This is a genomic window from Aeromicrobium halocynthiae (assembly GCF_039531385.1).
GTDB lineage: Bacteria > Actinomycetota > Actinomycetes > Propionibacteriales > Nocardioidaceae > Aeromicrobium > Aeromicrobium halocynthiae.
Genome location: NZ_BAAAPY010000001.1, coordinates 75,403 through 99,032, shown reverse-complemented (window position 1 = coordinate 99,032; position 23,630 = coordinate 75,403). Strand labels below are relative to the sequence as shown.

Sequence of the window (23,630 nt, the reverse complement as noted above, 5' to 3'; positions counted from 1 at the left end):
CCGCACACGGCACTTCCAGCCTAGTGGAGCGCACCGACACAAACATCTCGGCGAGCGACCGGGCACCTCGTCCGGCCCGCCTGAAGGGACCGGCTCAGCCGCCGGCGCCCAGCCGGGCCAGGTTGCCGAGCGCCCCGAGCGTGAACAGGACGGTCAGGACCGCCCCCACCACGACGAGCACCGTGCCGCCCCGGCCCGCACGCCGGCGCCGCAGGCCCAGGACGAGCACGAGCACGCCCACTCCGACGATCAGGAGGGTGCCCACCACGGCACCGAGTGCAGCTGCCGGCTCGTTCACGCTCGACTCCTTGGATCGGTTCGGTGCCCTAGCATCGCACCATGAGCTACTCGGGAGCGGTCGAGGTCGGTGGACCCGTGGACGTCCAGGACGCCGGTGACCTGCGCATCACGAAGGTCGCCCTCGGTCCGATGAGCAACAACGCCTACCTGCTGCGGTGCGGGCTCACCGGGGAGCAGGTCCTCGTCGACGCCGCGAACGAGGCCGATCGCCTGCTCGAGCTCGTCGGCGACGACGGGTTGGCGCGCGTGGTCACCACCCACCGGCACGGCGACCACTGGCAGGCGCTCGAGGAGGTCGTCGCCGCGACCGGCGCGCGCACCGTCGCCGGCGAGCTCGATGCCGACGAGCTGCCTCTCACCGTCGACGAGCGGGTCGAGGCCGGCTCCCGGGTGCGCGTCGGCTCGTGCGAGCTGGAGGTCGTCCACCTGCGCGGCCACACCCCGGGCTCCATCGCCCTGGCCTACGACGACCCCGACGGCGTCGTCCACCTCTTCACCGGCGACTCGTTGTTTCCCGGCGGCGTCGGGAAGACGTGGTCCGAGGCGGACTTCGCCCAGCTGATCGACGACGTCGAGCAGCGGATCTTCGACCGGTTCCCCGACGACACCCACGTCTACCCGGGCCATGGCGACGACACGACGCTCGGCGCCGAGCGACCTCACCTGCAGGAGTGGCGCGAGCGCGGGTGGTGATCATCGCGACACGGCGCGGGTGATGCCATCTCGCGGCGTGCGTGGTTGAATGGCCGAGCCCTGGAGGGGAGTATCCCCGCCCCGTTGCCGCCTCGTCATCACGTACATCCCCGTTCCGGGACGGCAGTCCGACCGCACAGCGATCGGACGGGAGAGACCTCCGGCGAGTGTCGCCGTACCTACTCGTTCCGGAGGAACCCCTGCATGGACGTCACCCTGACCACCTGGCTGATCACGATCGCCGTCATCGCCGGGTTCTTCGTCTTCGACTTCTACGCCCACGTGCGCACGCCGCACGCGCCGAGCCTGAAGGAGTCGGGATTCTGGTCGGCCTTCTACATCGCGATCTCGATCGTCTTCGGCTTCATCGTGTGGTGGATATGGGGGCAGACGTTCAGCGGCGAGTTCTTCGCCGGCTACGTCACCGAGAAGGCGCTGTCGGTCGACAACCTCTTCATCTTCGTCATCATCATGGCCAGCTTCCAGGTGCCGAAGGAGTTCCAGCAGAAGGTGCTCCTGATCGGCATCGCCATGGCCCTCGTCATGCGCGGCCTGTTCATCTGGGCCGGAGCCGCAGCGATCAACAACTTCAGCTGGGTCTTCTACCTGTTCGGCATCTTCCTGCTGTACACCGCGACCAAGCTGATCATCGATCACGCCAGGAGCAGCGACCACGAGGACGAGGACCGCAGCGACAGCTTCATCATCCGTCAGGTGAAGCGCGTGCTGCCGACCACCGACGAGTACGACGGTGACAAGCTGATCACCAAGATCGACGGCAAGCGGTTCGCGACGCCGATGCTGCTGACTCTCGTGGCGATCGGCCTCACGGACCTGCTGTTCGCGCTGGACTCGATCCCGGCGATCTACGGCCTGACCCAGGAGCCGTACCTGGTCTTCACGGCGAACGCCTTCGCCCTGCTCGGGCTTCGCCAGCTCTTCTTCCTCATCGGCGGCCTGCTGGAGCGACTGGTGTTCCTTTCCTACGGACTCTCGCTCATCCTGGCCTTCATCGGCGTGAAGCTCGTCTTCCACGCCCTGCACGAGAACGAGCTGGCGTTCATCAACGGCGGCGAGCACGTCGAGTCGGTGCCCGACATCAGCACGGGCTTCTCGTTGACCGTCATCCTCGGGGTCCTGGTCGTGACCACTGTCGCCAGCCTGGTGAAGACCCGGGGTCAGCGCACGAGCGACGAGGCGCGGCACGACGCCTTGTGAGTCCAGACGTGATCTGAGTCCGCTCTCGGCGGTCGGCGGCCCGGCGTCGCCCGCCGATCAGCGCAGTGACTCCGCGACGATCGTGAACCGCAGCTCGCGCGCGTGCAGGGATGACTGCCATCGCGGGTGGGAGAAGGCGTCCGGCGGCGCCGTCTGCGGCTCGACGCACAGCGCGTGGTCGGGCTCGGTGAAGATCACCCAGAAGTCGGTGTCGGCGTAGAGCGTCAGCGCGAGCACGTCGGGCCAGACGATGCGCGGTGGCGACGCGAGGGTGAAGCAGTCGTCCCACGGCGGCGCCGACGGCGGGACGACACGTCCCGTGGGCAGACCGTCGGACCCACGCTGGAGCTGGTCGAGCGGCTCGACCTCGAGTCGCGCCCGGGCTCCGTCGATCTCACGGCGGAACCAGGGGTGGAAGCCGAGCGATGCGCCCGGTCCCCCGGCGTCCCAGCGCAGCCGAGCGTGGAGCCGGTCCTCGCCGAGGGCGTAGTCCAGCCGCGCGGTGCCACTGACCGGCCACGGCTCACCGATGTCGACGCTGAACGCGAGCGGCCCGTCCTGGGCCCAGACACGGTCGCGACCCAGGCCGTGCATCGCGTGGCCGTCGAGCTCGGTGGGCAGCTCCCACACCCGACCGTTGCGCTCCAGTCGGCCGTGCCCGATGCGACCGGCCCACGGCACCATCGGGTAGCTGCCGCGCGTGATCGACTCCGGGACGTCGTCGAGCGACTCGGTGCTCAGCACCTCGTGCCCGAAGAATCGCAACGACGTGAGCCGGGCACCGGCGTCGGGATCGACCTCGACCGCGACGTCACCGTCACCGGCGGGGACCGTCACACCCCTGCCTCGAGCATGCCGCGCAGCTCCTTCTTGAGCTCGCCGATCTCGTCGCGCAGACGCGCGGCGACCTCGAACTGCAGGTCGGCGGCGGCGGCGTGCATCTGGTCGCTGAGCTGCTGGATCAGGGCCGCGAGGTCGCCGGAGGGCATGTCCGCCAGCGACGCCGTGTGCTGGCCGAGCGGGACGGGCGCACCCTTGCGCTTGCCGTCCCCGGTCGCGGCCAGCAGCCTCGTGGTGTCGGCGTCCTCGCGCGCGAGCATGTCGGTGATGTCGCCGATCTTCTTGCGCAGGGGCTGGGGGTCGACGCCCTTCTCCAGGTTGTAGGCGATCTGCTTCTCACGGCGACGGTTGGTCTCCTCGATCGCCTGCTCCATGGAGTCGGTGATGCGGTCGGCGTACATGATCACCTGGCCGGAGACGTTGCGCGCCGCGCGTCCGATGGTCTGGATGAGCGAGCGGCCCGAGCGCAGGAACCCCTCCTTGTCGGCGTCGAGGATCGCCACGAGGCTGACCTCCGGCAGGTCGAGTCCCTCGCGCAGGAGGTTGATGCCGACCAGGACGTCGTACTCGCCCATGCGCAGCTCGCGCAGCAGCTCGACGCGCCGCAGGGTGTCGACCTCACTGTGCAGGTACCGCGTGCGGATGCCGTTCTCGAGCAGGTAGTCGGTGAGGTCCTCGGACATCTTCTTGGTCAGCGTCGTCACGAGGACCCGGTCGCCGCGCTCGGTGCGGTCGCGGATCTGCGCGATGAGGTCGTCGACCTGGCCCTTGGTCGGCTTGACGAGGACCTCGGGATCGACGAGACCGGTGGGGCGGATGATCTGCTCGACCACCTCGCCGCCGGTCTTCTCCATCTCGTAGGAGCCCGGCGTGGCCGAGAGGTAGACGGTCTGGCCGATGCGGTCGAGGAACTCCCCCCACATCAGCGGTCGGTTGTCCATCGCGCTCGGCAGACGGAAGCCGTGCTCGACCAAGGTCCGCTTGCGGCTCATGTCGCCCTCGTACATGGCACCGATCTGCGGGATCGTGACGTGCGACTCGTCGACCACCAGGACGAAGTCCTCAGGGAAGTAGTCGAGCAGGCAGTTGGGCGCAGAGCCCGGTGGGCGACCGTCCATGTGGACGGAGTAGTTCTCGATGCCCGAGCAGGTGCCGACCTGCTGCATCATCTCGATGTCGTAGGTGGTGCGCATGCGCAGCCGCTGGGCCTCGAGGAGCTTGTTCTGGGACTCCAGTTCGGCGAGCCGGTCCTTGAGCTCGACCTCGATGCGCTCGATTGCCTTGGTCATGACGTCCGGGCCCACGGCGTAGTGGGTGGCCGCGCCGACGGACAGCTCGGTGTCCTCGCTGAGCACCTCTCCGGTGAGCGGGTGCAACGTCATGAGCCGTTCGATCTCGTCGCCGAAGAACTCCACCCGGACCGCCATCTCCTGGTAGACCGGGAAGATCTCCAGGGTGTCGCCCTTGACGCGGAAGGTGCCGCGCGTGGACGTGACGTCGTTGCGCACGTACTGGGCCTGCACCAGGGTGCGGAGGATCTCCTCGCGTGGCCTCTCCTCTCCCACGCGGAAGGTGATCATGCGCTCGAGGTACTCCTGGGCCGAACCGAGACCGTAGATGCAGGAGACGGTGGCCACCACGATGGTGTCCCGCCGTGAGAGGAGCGACCACGTGGCGGAGTGGCGCAGCCGCTCGACCTCCTCGTTGATGGAGGAGTCCTTCTCGATGTAGGTGTCGGACTGCGGGACGTACGCCTCCGGCTGGTAGTAGTCGTAGTAGGAGACGAAGTACTCGATGGCGTTGTGCGGCATGAGCTCGCGCAGCTCGTTGGCGAACTGGGCAGCGAGGGTCTTGTTGGGCAGCATCACCAGCATGGGCCGCTGCAGCCGCTCGGCCAACCAGGCGGTGGTGGCGGTCTTGCCGGTGCCGGTGGCACCCATGAGCACGACGTCCTGGGTGCCGCCGGAGATGCGGCGCTCGATCTCGGCGATCGCGGCCGGCTGGTCACCGGCCGGTTCGTACTCCGAGACGACCTCGAAGGGCGCGACCTGACGCTGGAGCTCCGACCGTGGTCTCATGCGATCCAGCCTACGACCGTCCTCCGACAGCGTGGTCCCCGAGCGGTCGGCGGACCCGAGGAGAGCGGTGCACCACCGGGACGGTGCACCCGGCTCCAGGACTAGACTCTCGGGCATGTCCGCGTCCGAGCGTCGGGCGGCGAGGACTCGCGAGATCCTGGCCGCCACCCGTGCCCTGTTCGACGCGCGCGGTGTGCGCGACGCCCAGATCGAGGACATCGCCCGTGCCGTGGGCATCAACCGGGCCATCATCTACCGGCACTTCAACGGCAAGGAGGAGCTCTTCGCGCTGACCCTCGTGGGATACCTCGAGGAGCTGGCCGAGGAGCTGCGGTCCCACGACAGCCCCGAGGCGGCGCCGGAACGTCGCCTCGAGGCCATCACGGAGGCCTTCTTCGACTTCGGCGAGCGCTACCCGGCGTTCGTGGACTGCGCCCAGACGCTGCTGCGTCGAAGCGGCGACGAGCTCATGGAGGAGGTCAGCGCGGACGCCATGGTCGCGCTCGGGCGCGGCATGAACGCCGCGCTGGGCCGTCTGGTCGCCATCCTCCAGGCCGGCCGCGAGAGCGGCGCGTTCACCGTCCAGGACCCCGTCCTGCTGGCCAACATCTTCTACGCGCAGGCGCTCGGCCTGCTCAACCTGCTCACCCTGCAGCTCGCGGTCCACGGGCACGAGTCCGGCATGCCGATGGTCGACACCGTCTCTCGCGACGAGGTGCGTCGGTACGCACGGCTGCTGAGCGTCTCGATGGCCCGCGGCGACCTCCCGGCATCGCCCGCGGAGTCCTGACGGCCCACACCGGGGCGCCCGCGCAGGAGCGCTGACAAGCTCTCGGAACGACGAGGCCCCGGTGGCGACGTCCGTGGGGACGTCGCCGACCGGGGCCGAGTCGTGGCCGTCCCTGGGTCAGGGCGCTTCGAGGATCGCGACGACACCCTGGCCGCCGGCGGCGCACACCGAGATCAGGCCACGCCCCGAGCCCTTCTCGTGCAGCAGCTTGGCGAGGTTCGCGACGATGCGCGCACCCGTGGCCGCGAACGGGTGGGCCGCTGCCAGAGAGGACCCCTTCACATTGAGCTTGCTGCGGTCGATCGAACCGAGGGGGACGTCGAGGCCGAGACGCTCGGAGCAGAACTCCGGGCTCTCCCATGCGGCGAGCGTCGAGAGCACCTGGCCGGCGAACGCCTCGTGGATTTCGTAGAAGTCGAAGTCCTGCAGCGTCAGGCCGTTGCGGGCGAGCATGCGCGGCACGGCGTAGGCCGGCGCGAGCAGCAGGCCCTCGTTGCCGCTGACGTAGTCCACCGCAGCCGTCTCGTAGTCGGTGAAGTAGGCCTGGACCTCCCAGCCGCGACGCACTGCCTCCTCCTCGGAGGCGAGCAACGCCACCGAGGCGCCGTCGGACAGCGGCGTCGAGTTGCCGGCCGTCATGGTCGCCTCGTCGCCGAGCTGCTTGCCGAATACCGGCTTGAGGCGCGCCAGCTTCTCGACCGTGGAGTCGGGCCGCAGGTGGGTGTCCCTCTCGACGCCGTTGAACGGTGTGACCAGGTCGTCCTGCCAGCCCTCGTCCCAGGCGGCGGCGAGGTTCTGGTGGCTCGCGGCGGCGAGCTCGTCCTGGGCCTCGCGGGTGATGCCCCACTGGTGGGTGGTGATCGCCTGGTGGTCGCCCATGGACAGACCCGTGCGCGGCTCGGCGTTGCGGGGCTGGTCGGGGGCGAGGTAGGACGGACGCACCTTGGTGAGCAGCTTGACGAGGCCCTTGCGGTCGCCCTTGGCCATCATCTGGTTGGCCTCGATGAGGATGGCGCGCAGCTTGTCGTTGACGGCCAGGGGCGCGTCGGAGGTCGTGTCCGTGCCGCCGGCGATGCCCGTCTCGATCTTGCCGAGGGCGATCTTGTTGGCCACCTGGATCGCGGCCTGCAGGCCGGTGCCGCACGCCTGCTGGATGTCGGTGGCCGGGGTCTCCGGCGACAGCGCCGACCCGAGCACCGCCTCGCGGGCGAGGTTGAAGTCACGGCTGTGCTTGAGCACGGCTCCGGCGACGAACTCGCCGGCACGCTCGCCCTCGAGTCCGTACCGCTGGACCAGCCCGTCGAGCGCGGCGGTCAGCATGTCCTGGTTGGAGACCCCGGTGTAGACGGTGTTGGACCGCGCGAAGGGGATGCGGTTGCCGCCGATGACGGCGACGCGACGGACGGACGGCTGCTGCGCACCACCCTCGACGGGGTCCTTGGTCGCGGCGGTCCTCGCCGCGGGTGCCTTCTTGGCGGGCGAGGTCTTCTTGGCCGCGGTCTTCTTGGCCGGGCTCTTCTTCGCGGCGCCCTTCTTCGCCGGCGCCTTCGGGGCCGCCGCGGCCGTCTCGGCCGACGCGGCGGTCTGGTTCTCGGGGGGCGTGGTGTCCGCCATGAGGAGCTCCTCGGTCCTGGGGTGTCGAGCACGGGGATCGTGCGCGACGATGGTGCCAGCCCATCATGTCCGGTGTCGGCGCTGCTCGCGACCGGGTCGTGACCCACGCCTCGTCGGTCGTGATGGACTCGAACTGTCACACCAAGTTACAGTTTCGCGAAAGCCTCAGATACCAGCGGTATACGAGAGATAGGACACATTCGGCGATGAGCGACCGTTACCAGGACCTGGCCCACAACCCCATCGGCAAGTTCGTGGTGAAGAACCTCGGCCTGCCGAACCCGCCCTACCTCGAGCGTTACGAGGGCGGTCCACTCGTCTCCGGGACGGTCCTGACCGGCTCCGCCACGAACGGTCCGGTCGCCAAGGCCGTCACGGCCGCCCTGAAGTCCGCCAAGATCGACGCGACCGGGGTCCGCGCCGACGGGAAGCGCTACAAGGGCCTCGTCTTCGACGCCACGGGCATCTCCGGCGCCGCCGGGCTCGTCGCGCTCCAGGAGTTCTTCACCCCCGTCCTGCGCCAGCTGCAGTCGAGCGGACGCGTCGTCGTCATCGGGCTCGCGCCGGAGTCTCTGTCGAGCGAGGACGACGTCATCGCCCAGCGGGCGCTGGAGGGCTTCACCCGCTCCCTGGCCAAGGAGGTCGGTGGCGGCTCGAGCGTCAACCTGGTCTACCTCGTCAAGGGCGCCGAGAAGGCGATCGGGTCCACCCTCGGCTTCTTCCTGTCCCCCAAGTCGGCCTACGTCTCCGGCCAGGTCGTACGCATCGGCAGCACCGGCATCACCAAGGCGCCCGCGGTCTCGAGCATCGACAAGCCGCTGGCCGGCAAGGTCGCTCTGGTCACCGGCGCCTCCCGCGGCCTCGGCGAGGCCGACATGCGGACCCTCGCCCGCGACGGCGCCACCGTGATCGGGCTCGACGTCCCGCCGCTCGAGGCCGACCTCAAGGCGCTCGCCGAGGAGCTCGGCGGCGGCTACATCGTGGGCGACATCACGGCGCCCGAGGCCCCCGCGACGATCGCCGAGTACGTCAGGACCCACCACGGGGGTGTCGACGTCGTCGTGCACAACGCCGGCATCACCCGCGACAAGCGCCTGCGCAACATGACGGCGGAGAACTGGCAGCTGGTGGTCGACATCAGCGTCGGCGCTCCGCAGCGCATCACCGACGAGCTGCTGGCCCAGAACCTGATCAACGAGGGCGGCACGGTGATCGGCATCGCCTCCATCGCCGGGATCGCCGGCAACAACGGCCAGACCAACTACGCCTCGGCCAAGGCCGGCGTCATCGGCTGGATCCAGTCCCTCGCCCAGCGGGTGGCCGAGGACGGCATCACCGCCAACGTGGTCGCTCCGGGATTCATGGAGACCGAGATGGTCAAGACCATACCGCTCGGCATCCGTGAGGCCGGTCGGCGCATGAACTCCATGTCGCAGGGCGGCCAGCCCGTCGACGTCGCCGAGGCCATCGCCTGGTTCGCGAACCCGGGCTCGGCCGGCGTCAGCGGCAACGTGCTCGGCGTCAACGGCCAGATGCTGCTGGGTGCCTCGTGACCACGAAGACCTTCGACGGCGCGCCGTCGACCCTCCCGCTGATGCTCAAGGCGGCGCTGCCCGCCGTCCCCGTGGTCGGGTCGTTGCCCGGCGTCCGGCACGCGTCCGCGAGCGTCCCGGACCTCACGCTCGAGCGGCGCGGTGTCGCGACCGATCGCGAGCACCTGGAGTCCTACCTCGAGGTCTGCGGATTCGGCCGCGCGGACCACCTGCCGGCGACGTACCCGCACATGGCGGCGTTCGGGCTGCACATGGCGCTCATGACGGACACGTCGTTCCCGTTCGCGCCGATGGGCCTGGTGCACCTGCGCAACAGCATCACGCAGCACCGGCCGATCGGCCTCGAGGAGACCTTCGACGTGTCGGTGCGGGCCGCGGACCTGCGTCCGCACCCCAAGGGCCGGCTCGTCGACCTCCTGACGACCGTCACCGTGGATGGAACGACCGTCTGGGAGGAGGTCACGACGCTGTTCTCCCGCGGCTCCGGTCGTGGGGAGGAGACCACCCCGGCGCCGCTGGCCGACGTCGACGCCCCGCACGGCGTGGTGCACTGGCGCCTCGGCGGCGACCTCGGTCGGCGCTACGGCGCGGTGTCCGGAGATCGCAACCCGATCCACCTGCACCCCCTCACGGCCAAGGCGTTCGGCTTCCCGCGCAACATCGCCCACGGCATGTGGACCAAGGCCCGCAGCCTCGCCGCCCTGCAGAACCGGCTGCCGGACTCCTTCGTCGTCGACGTCGAGTTCATGAAGCCCATCCTGCTGCCCGGCACCGTGGTGTTCGGGTACGACCGCAGCGGCGACGGCACGACCTTCGGCGTCCGCGCGCAGAAGAAGCCGTCGGTCCACCTGGTGGGTCGCGTCAGCGCACTCTGACAGGAACCGGGGGTGTCCCGGCGGTCCGTCCGGCGCGATACCGGCGAGTAACCTTCTGCGTCCCGTGTCGTTGGTCACAGCGAGCGAGGGAGCGTGCAAGAGGGTCGTCGTTGTTCGTCTTGCCGTGGTCGTCCTGGTGGCCGCCGGACTGCTGGTGCCCGCCGGTGCGGTCGCCGAGGAGGCACCGACCGGTACCGGCTGGCAACCGAGGGGTGAGGACTTCCCCGGCGTCGTCACGACCTCGGACCTTCGCGTGCCGGTCTCCGACGGCCTCGAGCTGCTCGCCGACGTCCGTCGTCCCGTCGACGCCGAGGGACGCGTGGTCGAGGAGCCGCTGCCCGTCCTGCTGACGATCACGGCGTACAACAAGTCGATCCTCACGACGCCGTTCGGGTCGGTCCTGGCCGGTTCGGACCCCGACTACCTGGTCAAGCGCGGCTACGTGCAGGTCACCGTCGACGCTCGCGGCACCGGCACCTCGCCCGGCGTCTGGGACGTGTTCGGGGCCCGGGAGCAGCTCGATGCCAAGGAGATCGTCGAGTGGGCGGCGCAGCAGCCCTGGAGCGACGGCCGCGTGGGCATGCGCGGTCCGTCGTACATGGGCATCAGCCAGCTCTTCGCCGCGGGACAGCGGCCCGAGGGCCTCCGGGCGATCTTCCCGCAGGTCCCGACCGCCGAGGTCTACCGCGACGTCGTGGCCTCCGGAGGACAGCTCGACGCCGGCTTCATGCCGCTGTGGCTGGGTCTGGTCAACCTCACCGGCCTCTACCCGGCCACGAGCGGCGCAGTGACCCCCGAGGAGATGTTCCGCACCTTCACGAGCCGCCTCACCGAGGGCGCTCCCGGGTCGCTGTCGCTGCTCGCGTCGGCGGTCACGGGCGGGGAGAACGCCTACGACGGGCCGTTCTACGAGGAGCGCTCCCCCATGCTGCGGTCGGTGCCGACGATCGACGTGCCCACCTTCCTCGTCGGCGGTCACGACGACCTCTTCCAGCGCGGCACGCCCGAGGTCTTCCAGGCCCTCGACGACCGAGGCGTCGACGTCAAGATGATCCTGGGTCCGTGGAACCACCTCCAGGCCTCCGCCGGCGAGGGCATCGAGGCGGCCGGCTACGGCTCGCTGGGTGAGCTGCAGCTGCGCTGGTTCGACAAGCACGTGAAGCAGCTGCCCGATCCCGCCCTGGACGCCGACATCGCCGACTTCACCCTGATCGAGCTCGGCAGCGAGCAGGTCGTCCGTCGAGAGACCTACCTCGGCGGGCAGCGGGCGCGGTCCTTCTCCCTGTCCGGCACGTCGTTGCCCGTCCTCGGTGGCGGTCGCCTCACGGAGAGTCCGGCCGGCACCGGCAGCTCGACCATCCTCCCGGTGCCGGTCGCCGGGTTGTGCTCACGCTCGACCTCGCAGTGGACCGCCGGCCTGCCGGCGGCACTGCCGATCACGAACCCGTGCGACGTCGACAACCGCGTCAACGACCTGACCGGCGCCGTCTACGACAGCGATCCTCTGACCGAGGAGCTCGCGGTCCTCGGGCCGATCAACGCACGACTGCACGTCTCCAGCACCACCGGGGACGGTCTGCTGTCGGTGCACGTCTCCCGGGTCACGCCCGACGGTCGGGTCCGGCGCCTCACCGGCGGGTGGCAGGTCATCAGCCTCGCCGATCTCGACGAGAGTCGCTCGATCACCGTCGACGGCGAGATCGTCCGGCCGTGGCACCCCTTCACCCAGGAGTCGCGACGCGTCCGCGCCCCCGGGGAGATCACCCCCGTCGACGTCGAGGTCTTCCCGACCGGCGCGAGGCTCTTCCCCGGGGACCGGCTCCGGATCTCGGTGCAGTCCTTCGACATCCCCCACCTCCTGCCCCCGTTGCCGCAGGCCCTCGGCTCCCTGGGCGTGACGACCATCCACCACGGACCGGAGCACGACTCGCGTCTGATCCTGCCGGTCGTCGGCAGCGGCAGCGACGACGCGATCGTCGACGCCGTGCGCGACGCGCTGGGGGGCGAGGTCCCCGACCAGGGCGAGCAGACCTCGGCCGAACCGACCGGGACGACGCCGCCGGCACCTCCGGCGACCGCGGTGCCCAACTCCCCGCTCGCGTCGTTGCTGCGGCTCCTCGGGCTCGGCTCGTTGCTGCGGCTCTGAGGCAGGTCAGTCCTCGCGCGGCGCGACGGGGCGGATGAGTCCCTCCTGGGCGACGGTCGCGACGAGCGTGCCGTCCTCGGCGAACACCCGTGCCGTCGACAGCCCGCGCGCCCCGGACGCGGACGGCGAGGTCTGGTCGTACAGCAGCCACTGGTCTGCCTTGATCGGGCGGTGGAACCAGATCACGTGGTCCAGCGAGGCGGGCTGGACCTTCGGGCTGCCGATGATGATGCCGTGCGGCAGCAGCGAGACACCGAGGAGGCTGAAGTCGGAGATGTAGGTGAACGCGGCGTTGTGCACGTCCTGGTCGTCGGGCAGCGTGCCGTCGGCGCGGAACCACAGCCGTTGCACCGCCGGCACCGCACCGCGGGTCGTGTCACCCTCGGGACGGTTGTCGCCGACGTAGCGCAGGTCGAAGGAGGACCACTCACGCTTCCAGTCCGGCAGCCGCTCGGGACTCACCGACTCGACGATCTTCAGCAGCGGCATCGTCTCGTCCGGAGGCGTCACCTCCGGCATCGCGTCCTGGTGGTCCCAGCCGTCCTCGTGCTTCTGGAACGAGGCCGTCATGTAGAAGATGATCTGACCGTGCTGGCGGGCGGCGACACGCCGCGTCGTGAACGAACCTCCGTCGCGGACGTTCTCGACGTCGTACACGATGGGGATGGACGGGTCGCCACCCAGGATGAAGTAGACGTGCAACGAGTGGATCTGCCGGCCCTCCGGCACCGTGCGCTGCGCGGCCATCACGGCCTGGGCCGCCACCTGACCCCCGAACACGCGCGTGAGCGACGACTCGGCGGGTTGGCGACCGCGGAACAGACCGACCTCCAGCTCCTCGAGGTCCAGCAGGTCGACGACTTCGTCCAGGGATGCGGGCACGGACCGATGCTATCGGTCCGCGGCCGCGGACCGATGGGTCAGTCCCCGTCGTCCTTGCGCTCCCGGGCGAGGAACTGCTCGAACTCCTGCGCGAGCTCCTCGCCGCTCGGGATCTCGGAGTCGTCGGCCAGCAGCGACTGCGCAGCACCGCGGGTGAAGGCGTCATACTGCGCCTCGAGGCCGTTCAGGACGTCCTCGCCGTCCTGGGCCGCGATCTGCTCCTCGATCTGCGCGATCGCCTCCGCCTGCAGGGCCCGGAGCTCCTCCAGGTCGAGCCGGAGCCCGAGCCGGTCGGTGACGGCCTCGAGCAGAGCCAAGGCCGCCTGCGGGAACTCCATCTGCGCCAGGTAGTGCGGCACGTGCACCACGTAGCCCGCTCCGTCGAGACCCTGCTCGGCGAGCCGCCACTCCAGCAGCGACTGCATCGACGACGGGACGCGGACCTCGGCCTTCCAGAGGTTGGTGCGGTCGACCAGCTCCGGTCGGGTGCCGTGGGCGGTGATCATGGGCGGGCGGGTGTGCGGCACACCCATGGGCACGGCGCCGAGGCCCAGCGTGAGCGAGACGTCCTGGTCCTCCACGACCTCCAGCAGCTCCTCGACGAACGCCTCCCAGCGGAAGTCGGGCTCCGGACCGGACAGCAGGAGATAGTCCTGTCCGTCGAGGTCGGTGTGACGGACGACCTCGAGGCGGGGGTCCTCGTAGTCGGTGTAGTGATCCTCGCGGAACGTGATGAACGGTCGTCGCGCACGGTAGTCGTAGAAGTCGTCGAGCTCGAAGCGGTGCACGACCTCGCCGGTGCCCTGCGCCAGCTGGTCCGCCGCGATGCGCGGGGCGCCTCCGGCGTTCAGGAAGCCGTCGAGGGCGTGGATGAGCACCGGACCCGTCCGGGGCCGGTCAACGGGGTCAGGGCGACTGTTTCGTGAAGGCCACACGCAGCGTCAGCGCCTCACGTGCCGCTAGTATTCCGGGCCCAGGCCGCGAGCGTGTCCTGGGCGATCGCGTCCGGGGTCAGGCCGAGTCGTTCGAGGATCACGGGTCGCTTGGCGTGGTCGAGGAACTCCTGCTCGATGCCGTGCACGCGCACCGGCACGTCGCTCTCGACGTCGCGCAGCGCCTGGGTGAACGCCGCCCCGACGCCTCCAGCGCGGCCGTTGTCCTCGATCGACACGACGAGCCGGTGCTCGGCCGCGAGGGCGACCACGGCAGGGTCGAACGGCTTGACCCAGCGGGGGTCGACGACGGTGGCGTGCACCCCGTGGACGGCGAGCCTCTCGGCGAGCAGGAGACCGCACCCGGCCATCGAGCCGACGGCGAGGACGAGGACGTCGTCACGCTCGCCCCGCGCCAGGACGTCGGCCGTGCCGACGGCCCCGACCGCGGGGATGTCGGCTGGGACGGCCCCCTTGGCGAACCGCACCACCGTGGGCGCGTCGTCGACCTCGACGGCCTCGCGCAGGAGCTCGCGCAGCCGGCTGCCGTCGCGTGGCGCGGCGAGCCGCAGCCGAGGCACGAGCTGCAGCATCGACATGTCCCACATGCCGTTGTGGCTGGCGCCGTCGTCGCCGGTGACGCCGGCCCGGTCGAGCACGAAGGTGACGCCGCACTCGTGCAGGGCGACGTCGAGCAGGACCTGGTCGAACGCGCGGTTGAGGAAGGTGGCGTAGACCGCCACGACGGGATGGAGTCCGGCCATCGCCATGCCGGCGGCGCTGGTGACGGCGTGCTGCTCGGCGATGCCGACGTCGATGACGCGGTCGGGGAACTTCTCGGCCATCGCGTCGAGTCCGACGGGGTAGAGCATGGCGGCGGTGATGCCGACCACGTCCTCGCGCGCATCGGCGATCCGGACGATCTCGTCGCGGAAGACCGACGTCCAGCCGGCCGGCGCCACACTCACGGCGTCGCCGGTAGCACGGTCGAAGACCGGGGCCTGGTGCATCTGGTCGAACTCGTTCTCGACCGCGATGTCGTACCCCTGGCCCTTGGTGGTGAGGGCGTGGACCAGCACCGGTCCGCCGAAGCGCTTGGCGGCGGTCAGGGCCTGCTCGAGCGCCTCGAGGTCGTGACCGTCGACCGGACCGATGTACTTGATGCCGAGGTCCTCGAACATCCCCTGCGGCGCGAGCACGTCCTTGAGGCCCTTCTTGATGGCGTGCAGAGCGTCGTACGCGGCCGGTCCCACGGCGCGGGTCCGGTTGAGGCGGTCGCGGATGGCGTTGAGGGTGGGTTCGTACCTCGGGCTCGTGCGGATCTCGGTGAGCCGGTTCGCCAGGCCGCCGACGGTCGGCTGGTAGGAGCGTCCGTTGTCGTTGACGACCACGACGAGCGGACGGTCCTGGCCGGCGGCGATGTTGTTGAGGGCCTCCCAGGCCATGCCACCGGTGAGGGCGCCGTCACCGATGACGGCCACGACGTGGTCGTCACGTCCCAGGGTCTGGTTGGCCCGGGCCATGCCGTCGGCGTAGGACAGGCTGGTGGAGGCGTGGGAGTTCTCGACCCAGTCGTGCTCGGACTCGGCGCGGCACGGGTAGCCCGACAGGCCACCCTCCTGACGCAGCCGGTCGAACGCGGTGGCGCGGCCGGTGACCATCTTGTGGACGTAGGCCTGGTGCCCGGTGTCCCAGACGATGCGGTCACGCGGGGAGTCGAAGACGCGGTGGATGGCCAGCGTGAGCTCGACGACGCCGAGGTTCGGTCCGAGGTGGCCGGCGTTCGCTGCCACCGCGTCGATCGTGCGCTCGCGGATCTCGTGCGCGAGAACCTCCAGCTGCTCGGCGTCGAGACCCTTGAGGTCGGCGGGACCCTTCAGGGAGTCCAGGACTCCGGTCAGGTCTCGTTCGCTGCGTCCGGCCATTGGGTCAGTCTAGCGAGCAGGAGCGAGGAGCGACGGGGACCTACCGACCTGCCGTCCGCGTCGGGCGCACGAGCGAAGCGGTGGTCGCGCCTAGTGCTGGAAGCGCCCCCGGACGTGGGCGAGTGCGTCGCCGCCACCGACGTGGACGTGCTCCACGTCCCCGGCCAGCACGGGGAACCACCCGGCGCGCGCGGGGGCCGCGTCGACGACGCGGATCCCGATCCAGCCTGCGGCGTCCGCGAGCACCGGGCCCCATCGGGAATCCGTCCACTCCCCCTGCGTGAAGGGGCCGCCGGGCGCAGGAGCCGTTCCCGCGAAGACCTCGGCCAACCAGGCGTGCGTGGGTCCGAGCACGTTCACGACGATCCGCTCCGGTTCCGCGGCCCAGACCTCGGACTCCTCGTCCAGCAGCGCGAGCACCTGGGCCGGCTCTCCCTCGGCCAGGAGCACCGAGGAGACGGTGTGGCCGACCCGACCGCGTCCGCTCCCGGCGGTGAGCACGGTGACGGGAGCCGCCATCCTGCCGCGCAGGCGGCGCAACGGGTCCCGCTCGTCGTCCGCATGCCAGAAGGGGTGCTCGGAGTGGATGGTCACGCCGTCCAGCCTAGACACCGGGCGATGCCGTCGGCACTCTCGACGATGCGATCCTTGACTTCATTCAGATCTCGTATTAAATACATCACATGCCCCTCGTCCTCGGAGTCGACTCCTCCACCCAGTCGACGAAGGCGGTCCTCGTCGACGCCGACGACGGGACCGTCGTCGACCAGGCGACCGCCCGCCACCCCGAGGGCACCTCGGTCGACCCCCGGGCCTGGCTCGCCGCCTTCGACGAGGCAGCCGGCCCGCTGCTGCCGCGCGCGTCCGCCGTCTCGGTCGCCGGTCAGCAGCACGGCATGGTCGCCCTCGACGAGGCGGGCCATCCGGTCCACGACGCACTGCTCTGGAACGACACGCGATCGGCCGACGCCGCGACGCAGCTCGTCGAGGAGATGGGCGGTGCGGCCGCGTGCGCGAAGGACGTCGGGAGCGTCCTCGTCGCCTCGTTCACCGTGACCAAGCTGCGGTGGCTCCGCGACCACCAGCCGCGGGCCGCTCACGCGGTGCGCAGGGTCCTCCTGCCGCACGACTACGTGTCGTGGCACCTCACGGGTCGACCCGCCGAGCCGTTCACCGACCACGGCGACGCGTCCGGCACCGGCTACTACTCGCCCGCGGCCCGCAGCTGGCGCCCCGACCTCGCGGCCGCCGCCCTGGGGCACGACGTCGGCCTCCCGCGCATCGTCGAGCCGGGCGAGGAGGCAGGACGGACCCCCGACGGCGTGCTCGTCGCCGCGGGCACGGGCGACAACATGGCCGCTGCGCTCGGACTCGGTCTCGCCGATGGCGACCTCGCGCTCTCGATCGGGACCTCCGGTGTCGCCTCCGGCGTGAGCGTCGCCGCGCCGAACGACGCCACGGGAGCGGTCACCGGCTTCGCCGACGCCACCGGGAACTTCCTGCCGATGGCCACGACGCTCAACGCGGCGCGCATCCTCGACCTGCAGTGCCGCCTGCTCGACGTCGACCACGCCGAGCTGGCCCGCCTCGCCCTGAGCGCCGACCCCGGTGCCGGTGGTCTCACCCTGCTGCCGTACTACGGCGGTGAGCGGACGCCCAACCGGCCCGGTGCCAGCGGCACCTGGCACGGGCTGCGTCCGGAGACCACACGGGCCGACCTCGCCCGGGCCGCCGTCGAGGCCCTGCTGTGCTCGCTCGCCGACGCCCTCGACGCCGTCGTCGCACAGACCGGCAGTGCCGTCGAGCGTGTCCTGCTGACCGGCGGCGGCGCCCGCAGCGACGCCGTCCGTGCCCTGGCGGCGAGCATCGTCGGCCACCCGCTGACCCGGCTGGGCGACGGCGAGTACGTCGCGCTCGGCGCCGCGCGCCAGGCCGCCTGGACGCTCGCCGGCAGCGCCTCGCCCCCCGTCTGGCCCCTCGACGTCCGCGAGACCCTCACGGACTCCCCCGACACCTCCGTGCGTGAGGCCTACGCACAGCTGCGCGACCGCACCCGGTCGTGGTCATGACGAAAGGCAGTGCCATGGGTGTGCCCACCCGCTCCCCCGCCGACAAGTTCTCCTTCGGTCTGTGGACCGTCGCCTACGCCGGTCGCGACCCCTTCGGCGACCCGACCCGCCAGCCGATGGACCCGGTCCACGCGCTGGAGAAGCTCGCCGAGATCGGCGCCTACGGCGTCAACTTCCACGACGACGACCTCATCCCGTTCGGCAGCTCGCCCGCCGAGCGCGACGCGATCGTCGAGCGCTGGCGCAAGGGCCTGGCCGACACTGGTCTCGTGGTGACCACCGCCACGACGAACCTCTTCGGTCACCCCGTCTTCAAGGACGGCGGCTTCACCTCCAACGACCGCGACGTGCGCCGCTTCGCCCTGCGCAAGGTGATGCGCAACCTCGACCTCGCCGCCGAGCTGGGCGCGGAGACCTACGTCTGCTGGGGCGGGCGCGAAGGTGCCGAGTCCGGTGCCGCCAAGGACGTCCAGGCCGCCCTCGACCGCTACAAGGAGGGCTTCGACCTGCTGACGCAGTACGTCGTCGACCAGGGCTACGACATCCGCTTCGCGATCGAGCCGAAGCCCAACGAGCCGCGCGGCGACATCCTCCTGCCGACGATCGGCCATGCGCTCGCCTTCATCGAGACGCTGGAGCGCCCCGACCTCGTCGGCGTCAACCCCGAGGTCGGTCACGAGGAGATGGCAGGTATCAACGCCGCTCACGGCTACGCCCAGGCCATGTGGCAGGGCAAGCTGTTCCACATCGACCTCAACGGACAGACCGGGCCGCGCTACGACCAGGACTTCCGCTTCGGCGCGGGCAACGCGCGCGGTGCCTTCTGGGTCGTCGACACCCTGGAGCAGGGCGGCTACGACGGACCGGTGCACTTCGACTTCAAGACCCCCCGCACCGAGGACGAGGACGGCGTGTGGGTCAGCGCGGCCGCCTGCATGACGAACTACCTCGTCCTGCGGGACAAGTCCCGCGCGTTCCGTGCCGACCCCGAGGTCGTCGAGGCGCTCGCCGCGGCACGTCTGGACGAGCTGGCCCGACCGACCCTCGCCGACGGCGAGACGTGGCGCGAGCTGCTGGCCGAGAGCGACCCCGACGTCGAGGCCCTCGGCGCCCGGGGAGCGGCCTTCGAGCACCTCGACCAGCTCGCCCTGGAGCACCTCTACGGCGTGCGATGAGCCTGGCTCCCGTCGGCACCGAGACCCTCCGCCGTCAGAACACCGCCCGGGTGCTCCGGTCGCTGCGCGAGGAGGGTCCCGCCGGGCGTGCCCGGTTGGCGGAGCTGACGGGACTGTCCAGGGCGACGGTGGGGGCCATCGTGGCCGACCTGACCGAACGCACCATCGCGACCGAGGGCAGCTCGCGGGCGCAGGGACGGGGGCGACCGGTGCGTCCGGTCGCCCTGCGGCCCGGCGCCGTGCTGGGTCTCGGGATGGAGGTCAACGTCGACTACGTCGCGGCGGCGGCCGTCGATCTCGCAGGACGGGTGGTCGCCACCCGGACTCGCCCGTCGGATGTCGACGGCGCCGTGGACGGGGTCGGTCGCCTGGGAGCCGAGCTCGTCGAGGAGCTCGGGGAGGACCGCTTCGTCGGCGCATGCCTCGCGGTGCCGGGCCTCATCGAGCGGGACCACCGCACCGTCGCCTGGGCGCCGAACCTGCGGTGGGAGGGCGTCCGGCCGAGCGAGTCCCTCCGCCGCCACCTCGGTCCGGACCTCGGGCAGGACGTCGTGGTCGAGAACGACGCGAACCTCGCCGCGCTCGCCGAGGCCCACCACGGTGCAGCGCTGGACCACCAGCACGCGCTGTACCTCACCGGCACGATCGGTCTGGGTGGTGGGATCCTGGAGAGCGGCCGGCTCGTCCGCGGCGGTGGAGGGTTCGCCGGGGAGATCGGGCACCTGCCCTTCGGCGACCGCGACGCCGAGTGCGGGTGCGGCCGCCGTGGCTGCTGGGAGGCGTCGGTCGGTCTGGAGGCCATGCTCGAGCTGACCGGCGAGCCGGCCCACGACGACCCGGTCGCGGCCGCGGCGAGCGTCGCGGCCCGTTCCGACGAGGCGTCGGTGCGAAGGGCCCTCGAGGAGCTGGGTCGTCGAGTCGGTCTCGGCATCGCCTCGCTGGCCTCGATCCTCGACCCGGACGTGGTCGTCCTCGGCGGCTACTTCGCCCCGCTGTCCCCCTGGCTGCTGCCGTCAGCGGACGCCGCCCTCCTCGAGCGTCTTCCCACGGCCGGGCGACGACGTCCGACCCTGCGGGCCGGTGCCCTCGGGATCGACGCCGCCGCCCTCGGCGCGGCCGAGCACGCCCTCGGAGCCGTGCTCGACGGCACGGCGGCACTGCCCGACCCGTCCGTCGTCGCCTGAGCCACGCCGGTCGTCGCCGGCACGCTCAGGCGACGAGGGCCGCCTCGACGTCGCGCAGCGACCGCGCCAGACCCGCCACCGGGTCGGCGAGCAACCCCGCGAACGCCACCTCCGCCGCGCCGACGAGGACACTGTCCGCGCCGAGGGACGGCAGGGCGAGCCGCACGTGCTCGTTCGGCGCCACGAGGGCGCGCGACCGCACGGTCTCGTCGACCTCCGCACGCACGAGCGGGTAGAGGGACCGGAAGTACCCCCCGAGCACGACGACCTGCGGGTTCAACAGGTTGACGGCACTGGCGATGCCCGCGCCGAGGTCACGGCCGACTGCGCGCAGCGCGTCACCGGCGTCCTGCTGGGTGTCCAGCACCTCCCCCAACGCGGCGACCCGGTCGTCGGGGCACCCGATCGCCTCGGCGATGGCCGGTGCGCCGACCTGCGTCTCCCAGCACCCGCGGTTGCCGCAGTGGCACAGTCGACCGGCGGGGTCCATCTGCAGGTGACCGATCTCGCCGGCGTAGCCGCCTCCCCCACCGACCGGCCGGCCGTCGACCACCAGCCCGGCACCGACGCCGACCTCCCCCGAGAGGTAGATCAGGTCGGCGTCGTCCGTGCCGGCACCACGCAGGTGCTCCGCGAGGGCCCCGAGGTCGGCGTCGTTGCCGACGGTCACGTCGACGTCGAGACCGAGCCGTCCGGCGAGGATGGTGCCGATCGGGACGTCGACCCATCCGAGGTTCGGGGCGAGCCGCACGAGGTGGTCGGCACTGCGCACGAGGCCCGGCACGGAGATCCCGAGCCCGACCAGTGGTGAGCCCGACGGTGACTCCCTCACGACCAGGCGCAGCAGCTCGACCACGGCCTCGCACGTGCTCTCGGGTGTCCGCGAGGTCGGGATGGACGCCGTCGCGCGCGACAGCACCCTGCCGGCGAGACCGACGCGTGCCACCGCCAGACCGGCGACACCGATGTCGACGGCCAGGACGTAGGCACCGTCGGTGGCAGGGACCACGTCGGGGGACGGACGACCGGCCCCGGTCCTCGCCCCGGTCGGAGCAGCCTGCTCGGTCAGCCCGAGCACCTCGAGCTCGGCGACCAGGCCGCCGATCGTGCTGCGGTTCAGACCCATGGCGCTCGTCAGCTCGGCTCGTGAGATCCGTCCGGCCCGGTGCACGTGGGCGAGCACCGTGCCGAGGTTGTGCCGCCGGACCGCCTCCTGGTTGGTGCCGGCGCCTGCCCTGACCACGGGGGTCAGCCCAGCCCGGAGGCGGAGCGACGACGTCGCGAGACCGCGTCGACGCCGGCCGCGAGCAGGAGCACCGCACCCGTCACGAGGAAGTTGATGTAGCTGGCCTGGTTGAGCAGTCCGAGCCCGTTGGCGATGGTCGCGATGACGACGCCGCCGATGACGGCGTCCCGTGCCTGGCCCTTGCCGCCGAAGAGGCTGGTTCCGCCGATGACGGCAGCGCCGACGGCGTAGAGCAGGGTGTTGCCGGCGCCCGAGGACGGCGAGACGCTGCCGGCGTTGGACGCGGCGATGATGCCGCTGATGGCGGCCATCGAGGAGCCGATCACGAAGACCGAGATGCGGATCCGGTCGACGTTGATGCCGGCACGTCGGGCCGCCTCGCGGTTCCCACCCACGGCGTAGACGTGACGTCCGTAGCGGGTCCGCGTCAGGACGAAGGTCCAGAAGATCAGCAGCAGGGCGACGAGCGGGAGGACGTACGGGACGCCCTCGATCGGGAAGTTGGGGTTGCGGCTGCGGTTGACGCTCAGCACCGCGGTGACGCCGAGGACGATCACGGCCATGCCGGCGATCTTCAGCGCGATGACGCCGAGGGGTTGGTGCTGGAGGTCGCGGGCGACCTGGCTGCGGTAGCGCAGCAGCGTGAGCGCGGCGAACCCGACGACGATCACCACGGCGACGACCCACCCGGCGAGGACGGGGACGTTGGTGATCGTCAGGCCACGGATCACCGGGTCGTCGACGCGCACCGACCCACCCTGGCCGATAAGTCGCAGGGTGACGCCCTGCAGCGCGAGGAAGAACGCCAGGGTCACGACGAAGGACGGGATGCCGACCTTGGCCACGAGCAGGCCGATGGCCAAGCCGATGACCATCCCAGCGACGACGGCCGCGAGCACGGCCACGTACCAGGGCAGGCCCTGGTCCCTGATGGCGAGCGCCGCGATGGCGGCGGCGACGGCACCGGCGACCCCGGCCGAGAGGTCGATGTCGCCCATGAGGAGCACGGGGACCAGGCCCATGGCGAGGACGCAGATGGCGCCCGCCTGGGTGATGAGGTTGGCCATGTTGAGCGCGGTGAGGAAGGAGCTGCTCGCCAGGCTGAAGACGACGAAGAGGACGATGAGTCCGAGGACGGCCGGCAGTGCGCCCATGTCGCCGCCGCGGATCCGGTTGCCGTAGGCGGTGAACGCCTGGCCGACGGTCGCGACCTGACGCGAGTCGACGGCGAAGTCGGTCTCGGCGAGGGAGCTGCTGGAGGTTTCCGTGGAGGTCATGTGGCTGCTCCGATCAGGCGGTCGTGCCGCTGGTGGTGAGGCCGAGGTCGCCCGAGCGACCGGCCGTGATGAGCTCGACGACCTGGCTGTGGGTCACGTCGGCCGTGGCGACGTCGGCAGCGACCCGGCCGAGGTAGAGCGCGGTGATGCGGTCGGCGACCTCGAAGACGTCGACCATGTTGTGGGAGATCAGCACGACGCCGAGACCCTGGTCGGCGAGGCGTCGCACGAGATCGAGCACCTGGCGGGTCTGGGCGACGCCGAGAGCCGCGGTGGGCTCGTCGAGCAGGACGACCTTGGAGTTCCAGAGGACCGACTTGGCGATGGCGACCGTCTGGCGCTGACCACCGGACAGGCTCGAGACGCTCTGGCGCACGGACTTCACGGTGCGGACCGACAGCGACGCGAGGGTCTCGCGGGCACGCGCCTCCATGGTGTTCTCATCGAGCACGACGCCGCGCATCTGCTCACGGCCGAGGAACATGTTCTGGACGATGTCGAGGTTGTCGCACAGCGCGAGGTCCTGGTAGACGACCTCGATGCCGAGGTCCGCGGCGTCGCGGGGACCGTTGATGGTGACCGGCAACCCGGCGAAGTACCGCTCGCCGGACTCGGCGGAGTAGATGCCCGCGATCGTCTTGACCAGGGTGGACTTGCCGGCGCCGTTGTCGCCGACGAGTGCCGTGACCTGGCCGGGGTACACGGCGAAGTCGACGTCGTGCAGGACGTGCACGGCACCGAAGCTCTTGTTGATGCCGCTGAGCCGCAGCAGTGGTTCGGGCAGGCCGGTGGTGGTCATCGTCGGTGCTCCTGGTCGGCGGGTGTGGAGAAGG

Annotated in this window: 20 protein-coding genes; 9 read left to right on the top strand and 11 right to left on the bottom strand. The window is 70.9% G+C overall.

What is annotated here, in order from left to right; translation table 11 throughout:
- Positions 1-94: 94 nt before the first annotated feature.
- Positions 95-298, bottom strand: a complete 204-nt coding sequence (locus tag ABD213_RS00385; protein ID WP_344322972.1) for a hypothetical protein — start codon at positions 296-298, stop codon at positions 95-97.
- A 41-nt stretch (positions 299-339) separates the two neighbouring features.
- Between ABD213_RS00385 and ABD213_RS00380 the strand changes: the two genes are divergently transcribed.
- A complete protein-coding gene (locus tag ABD213_RS00380; RefSeq protein WP_344322970.1) occupies positions 340-993 on the top strand; it encodes an MBL fold metallo-hydrolase in 654 nt (217 codons plus the stop codon).
- A 204-nt stretch (positions 994-1,197) separates the two neighbouring features.
- Entirely contained in the window at positions 1,198-2,211 is a 1,014-nt protein-coding gene (locus tag ABD213_RS00375; protein WP_344322968.1) for a TerC family protein, read from the top strand.
- Between the two features lie 57 nt (positions 2,212-2,268).
- On the opposite strand, the gene ABD213_RS00370 is transcribed toward ABD213_RS00375, so the two are convergent.
- Complete coding sequence (locus ABD213_RS00370) at positions 2,269-3,048, bottom strand: aldose 1-epimerase (protein ID WP_344322965.1); 780 nt, start codon at positions 3,046-3,048, stop codon at positions 2,269-2,271.
- Positions 3,045-5,129 carry an excinuclease ABC subunit UvrB gene (gene uvrB, locus ABD213_RS00365; RefSeq protein WP_344322962.1) on the bottom strand — a complete coding sequence of 695 codons (2,085 nt, stop codon included), beginning with the start codon at positions 5,127-5,129 and terminating at the stop codon, positions 3,045-3,047. The genes ABD213_RS00370 and uvrB overlap by 4 nt, the downstream gene beginning before the upstream one ends.
- A gap of 115 nt (positions 5,130-5,244) precedes the next feature.
- Between uvrB and ABD213_RS00360 the strand changes: the two genes are divergently transcribed.
- On the top strand, positions 5,245-5,919 hold the full coding sequence (locus ABD213_RS00360; RefSeq protein ID WP_344322960.1) for a TetR/AcrR family transcriptional regulator: 675 nt from the start codon (positions 5,245-5,247) through the stop codon (positions 5,917-5,919).
- Between the two features lie 117 nt (positions 5,920-6,036).
- Here ABD213_RS00360 and ABD213_RS00355 read toward each other — a convergent pair whose 3' ends face one another.
- On the bottom strand, positions 6,037-7,533 hold the full coding sequence (locus tag ABD213_RS00355; RefSeq protein WP_344322958.1) for an acetyl-CoA C-acetyltransferase: 1,497 nt from the start codon (positions 7,531-7,533) through the stop codon (positions 6,037-6,039).
- Between the two features lie 206 nt (positions 7,534-7,739).
- Here ABD213_RS00355 and ABD213_RS00350 point away from each other — a divergent pair, with 206 nt between their 5' ends.
- The 3 genes from ABD213_RS00350 (at position 7,740) to ABD213_RS00340 (ending at position 12,107) form a co-directional block, all read left to right on the top strand.
- Positions 7,740-9,086 (top strand): 3-oxoacyl-ACP reductase, encoded by a 1,347-nt coding sequence (locus tag ABD213_RS00350; RefSeq protein WP_344322956.1) that lies wholly within the window; start codon positions 7,740-7,742, stop codon positions 9,084-9,086.
- Positions 9,083-9,961: a MaoC family dehydratase gene (locus ABD213_RS00345; protein WP_344322954.1), complete on the top strand. Its 879-nt coding sequence runs from the start codon at positions 9,083-9,085 to the stop codon at positions 9,959-9,961. Before ABD213_RS00350 ends, ABD213_RS00345 begins: the two co-directional genes overlap by 4 nt.
- A gap of 124 nt (positions 9,962-10,085) precedes the next feature.
- On the top strand, positions 10,086-12,107 hold the full coding sequence (locus ABD213_RS00340; protein WP_344322951.1) for a CocE/NonD family hydrolase: 2,022 nt from the start codon (positions 10,086-10,088) through the stop codon (positions 12,105-12,107).
- A 6-nt stretch (positions 12,108-12,113) separates the two neighbouring features.
- Here the strand turns inward: ABD213_RS00340 and ABD213_RS00335 are convergent, their stop codons facing one another.
- The 4 genes from ABD213_RS00335 to ABD213_RS00320 all read right to left on the bottom strand — a co-directional run bounded on the left by ABD213_RS00335 (position 12,114) and on the right by ABD213_RS00320 (position 16,440).
- Entirely contained in the window at positions 12,114-12,989 is an 876-nt protein-coding gene (locus tag ABD213_RS00335) for an acyl-CoA thioesterase (RefSeq protein WP_344322949.1), read from the bottom strand.
- A 38-nt stretch (positions 12,990-13,027) separates the two neighbouring features.
- Complete coding sequence (locus ABD213_RS00330; protein ID WP_344322946.1) at positions 13,028-13,867, bottom strand: PAC2 family protein; 840 nt, start codon at positions 13,865-13,867, stop codon at positions 13,028-13,030.
- A 71-nt stretch (positions 13,868-13,938) separates the two neighbouring features.
- Entirely contained in the window at positions 13,939-15,846 is a 1,908-nt protein-coding gene (dxs, locus tag ABD213_RS00325; RefSeq protein ID WP_344322944.1) for a 1-deoxy-D-xylulose-5-phosphate synthase, read from the bottom strand.
- A 90-nt stretch (positions 15,847-15,936) separates the two neighbouring features.
- Positions 15,937-16,440, bottom strand: coding sequence for a flavin reductase family protein (locus ABD213_RS00320; RefSeq protein ID WP_344322941.1), 504 nt, complete (start codon positions 16,438-16,440; stop codon positions 15,937-15,939).
- 89 nt (positions 16,441-16,529) lie between these two features.
- Between ABD213_RS00320 and xylB the strand changes: the two genes are divergently transcribed.
- The 3 genes from xylB to ABD213_RS00305 are packed head-to-tail and all read left to right on the top strand — an operon-like array spanning position 16,530 to position 20,274.
- On the top strand, positions 16,530-17,915 hold the full coding sequence (xylB, locus tag ABD213_RS00315; protein ID WP_344322939.1) for a xylulokinase: 1,386 nt from the start codon (positions 16,530-16,532) through the stop codon (positions 17,913-17,915).
- 14 nt (positions 17,916-17,929) lie between these two features.
- Positions 17,930-19,090 (top strand): xylose isomerase, encoded by a 1,161-nt coding sequence (gene xylA, locus ABD213_RS00310; protein ID WP_344322937.1) that lies wholly within the window; start codon positions 17,930-17,932, stop codon positions 19,088-19,090.
- Positions 19,087-20,274, top strand: coding sequence for an ROK family protein (locus ABD213_RS00305; RefSeq protein ID WP_344322935.1), 1,188 nt, complete (start codon positions 19,087-19,089; stop codon positions 20,272-20,274). Before xylA ends, ABD213_RS00305 begins: the two co-directional genes overlap by 4 nt.
- 25 nt (positions 20,275-20,299) lie before the next feature.
- Here ABD213_RS00305 and ABD213_RS00300 read toward each other — a convergent pair whose 3' ends face one another.
- Genes ABD213_RS00300 through ABD213_RS00290 form a run of 3 tightly spaced genes read right to left on the bottom strand, consistent with a single transcriptional unit; the run spans position 20,300 to position 23,596 of the window.
- On the bottom strand, positions 20,300-21,517 hold the full coding sequence (locus ABD213_RS00300) for an ROK family transcriptional regulator (protein ID WP_344322933.1): 1,218 nt from the start codon (positions 21,515-21,517) through the stop codon (positions 20,300-20,302).
- Positions 21,518-21,522: 5 nt separating this feature from the next.
- The gene (locus tag ABD213_RS00295) at positions 21,523-22,797 is read right to left on the bottom strand and encodes a sugar ABC transporter permease (protein WP_344322931.1); all 1,275 of its coding nucleotides are present in this window, start codon (positions 22,795-22,797) and stop codon (positions 21,523-21,525) included.
- Positions 22,798-22,810: 13 nt separating this feature from the next.
- The gene (locus tag ABD213_RS00290; protein ID WP_344322929.1) at positions 22,811-23,596 is read right to left on the bottom strand and encodes an ATP-binding cassette domain-containing protein; all 786 of its coding nucleotides are present in this window, start codon (positions 23,594-23,596) and stop codon (positions 22,811-22,813) included.
- Positions 23,597-23,630 lie beyond the last annotated feature (34 nt).

Excerpts from the sequence above, each read along its gene's own strand:
- ABD213_RS00380 (WP_344322970.1), top strand. The coding sequence starts at position 340 with ATGAGCTACTCGGGAGCGGTCGAGGTCGGTGGACCCGTGGACGTCCAG.
- ABD213_RS00375 (WP_344322968.1), top strand. The coding sequence starts at position 1,198 with ATGGACGTCACCCTGACCACCTGGCTGATCACGATCGCCGTCATCGCC.
- uvrB (WP_344322962.1), bottom strand. The coding sequence starts at position 5,129 with ATGAGACCACGGTCGGAGCTCCAGCGTCAGGTCGCGCCCTTCGAGGTC.
- ABD213_RS00360 (WP_344322960.1), top strand. The coding sequence starts at position 5,245 with ATGTCCGCGTCCGAGCGTCGGGCGGCGAGGACTCGCGAGATCCTGGCC.
- ABD213_RS00355 (WP_344322958.1), bottom strand. The coding sequence starts at position 7,533 with ATGGCGGACACCACGCCCCCCGAGAACCAGACCGCCGCGTCGGCCGAG.
- ABD213_RS00350 (WP_344322956.1), top strand. The coding sequence starts at position 7,740 with ATGAGCGACCGTTACCAGGACCTGGCCCACAACCCCATCGGCAAGTTC.
- dxs (WP_344322944.1), bottom strand. The coding sequence starts at position 15,846 with ATGGCCGGACGCAGCGAACGAGACCTGACCGGAGTCCTGGACTCCCTG.
- xylB (WP_344322939.1), top strand. The coding sequence starts at position 16,530 with ATGCCCCTCGTCCTCGGAGTCGACTCCTCCACCCAGTCGACGAAGGCG.
- xylA (WP_344322937.1), top strand. The coding sequence starts at position 17,930 with ATGGGTGTGCCCACCCGCTCCCCCGCCGACAAGTTCTCCTTCGGTCTG.
- ABD213_RS00305 (WP_344322935.1), top strand. The coding sequence starts at position 19,087 with ATGAGCCTGGCTCCCGTCGGCACCGAGACCCTCCGCCGTCAGAACACC.
- ABD213_RS00295 (WP_344322931.1), bottom strand. The coding sequence starts at position 22,797 with ATGACCTCCACGGAAACCTCCAGCAGCTCCCTCGCCGAGACCGACTTC.
- ABD213_RS00290 (WP_344322929.1), bottom strand. The coding sequence starts at position 23,596 with ATGACCACCACCGGCCTGCCCGAACCACTGCTGCGGCTCAGCGGCATC.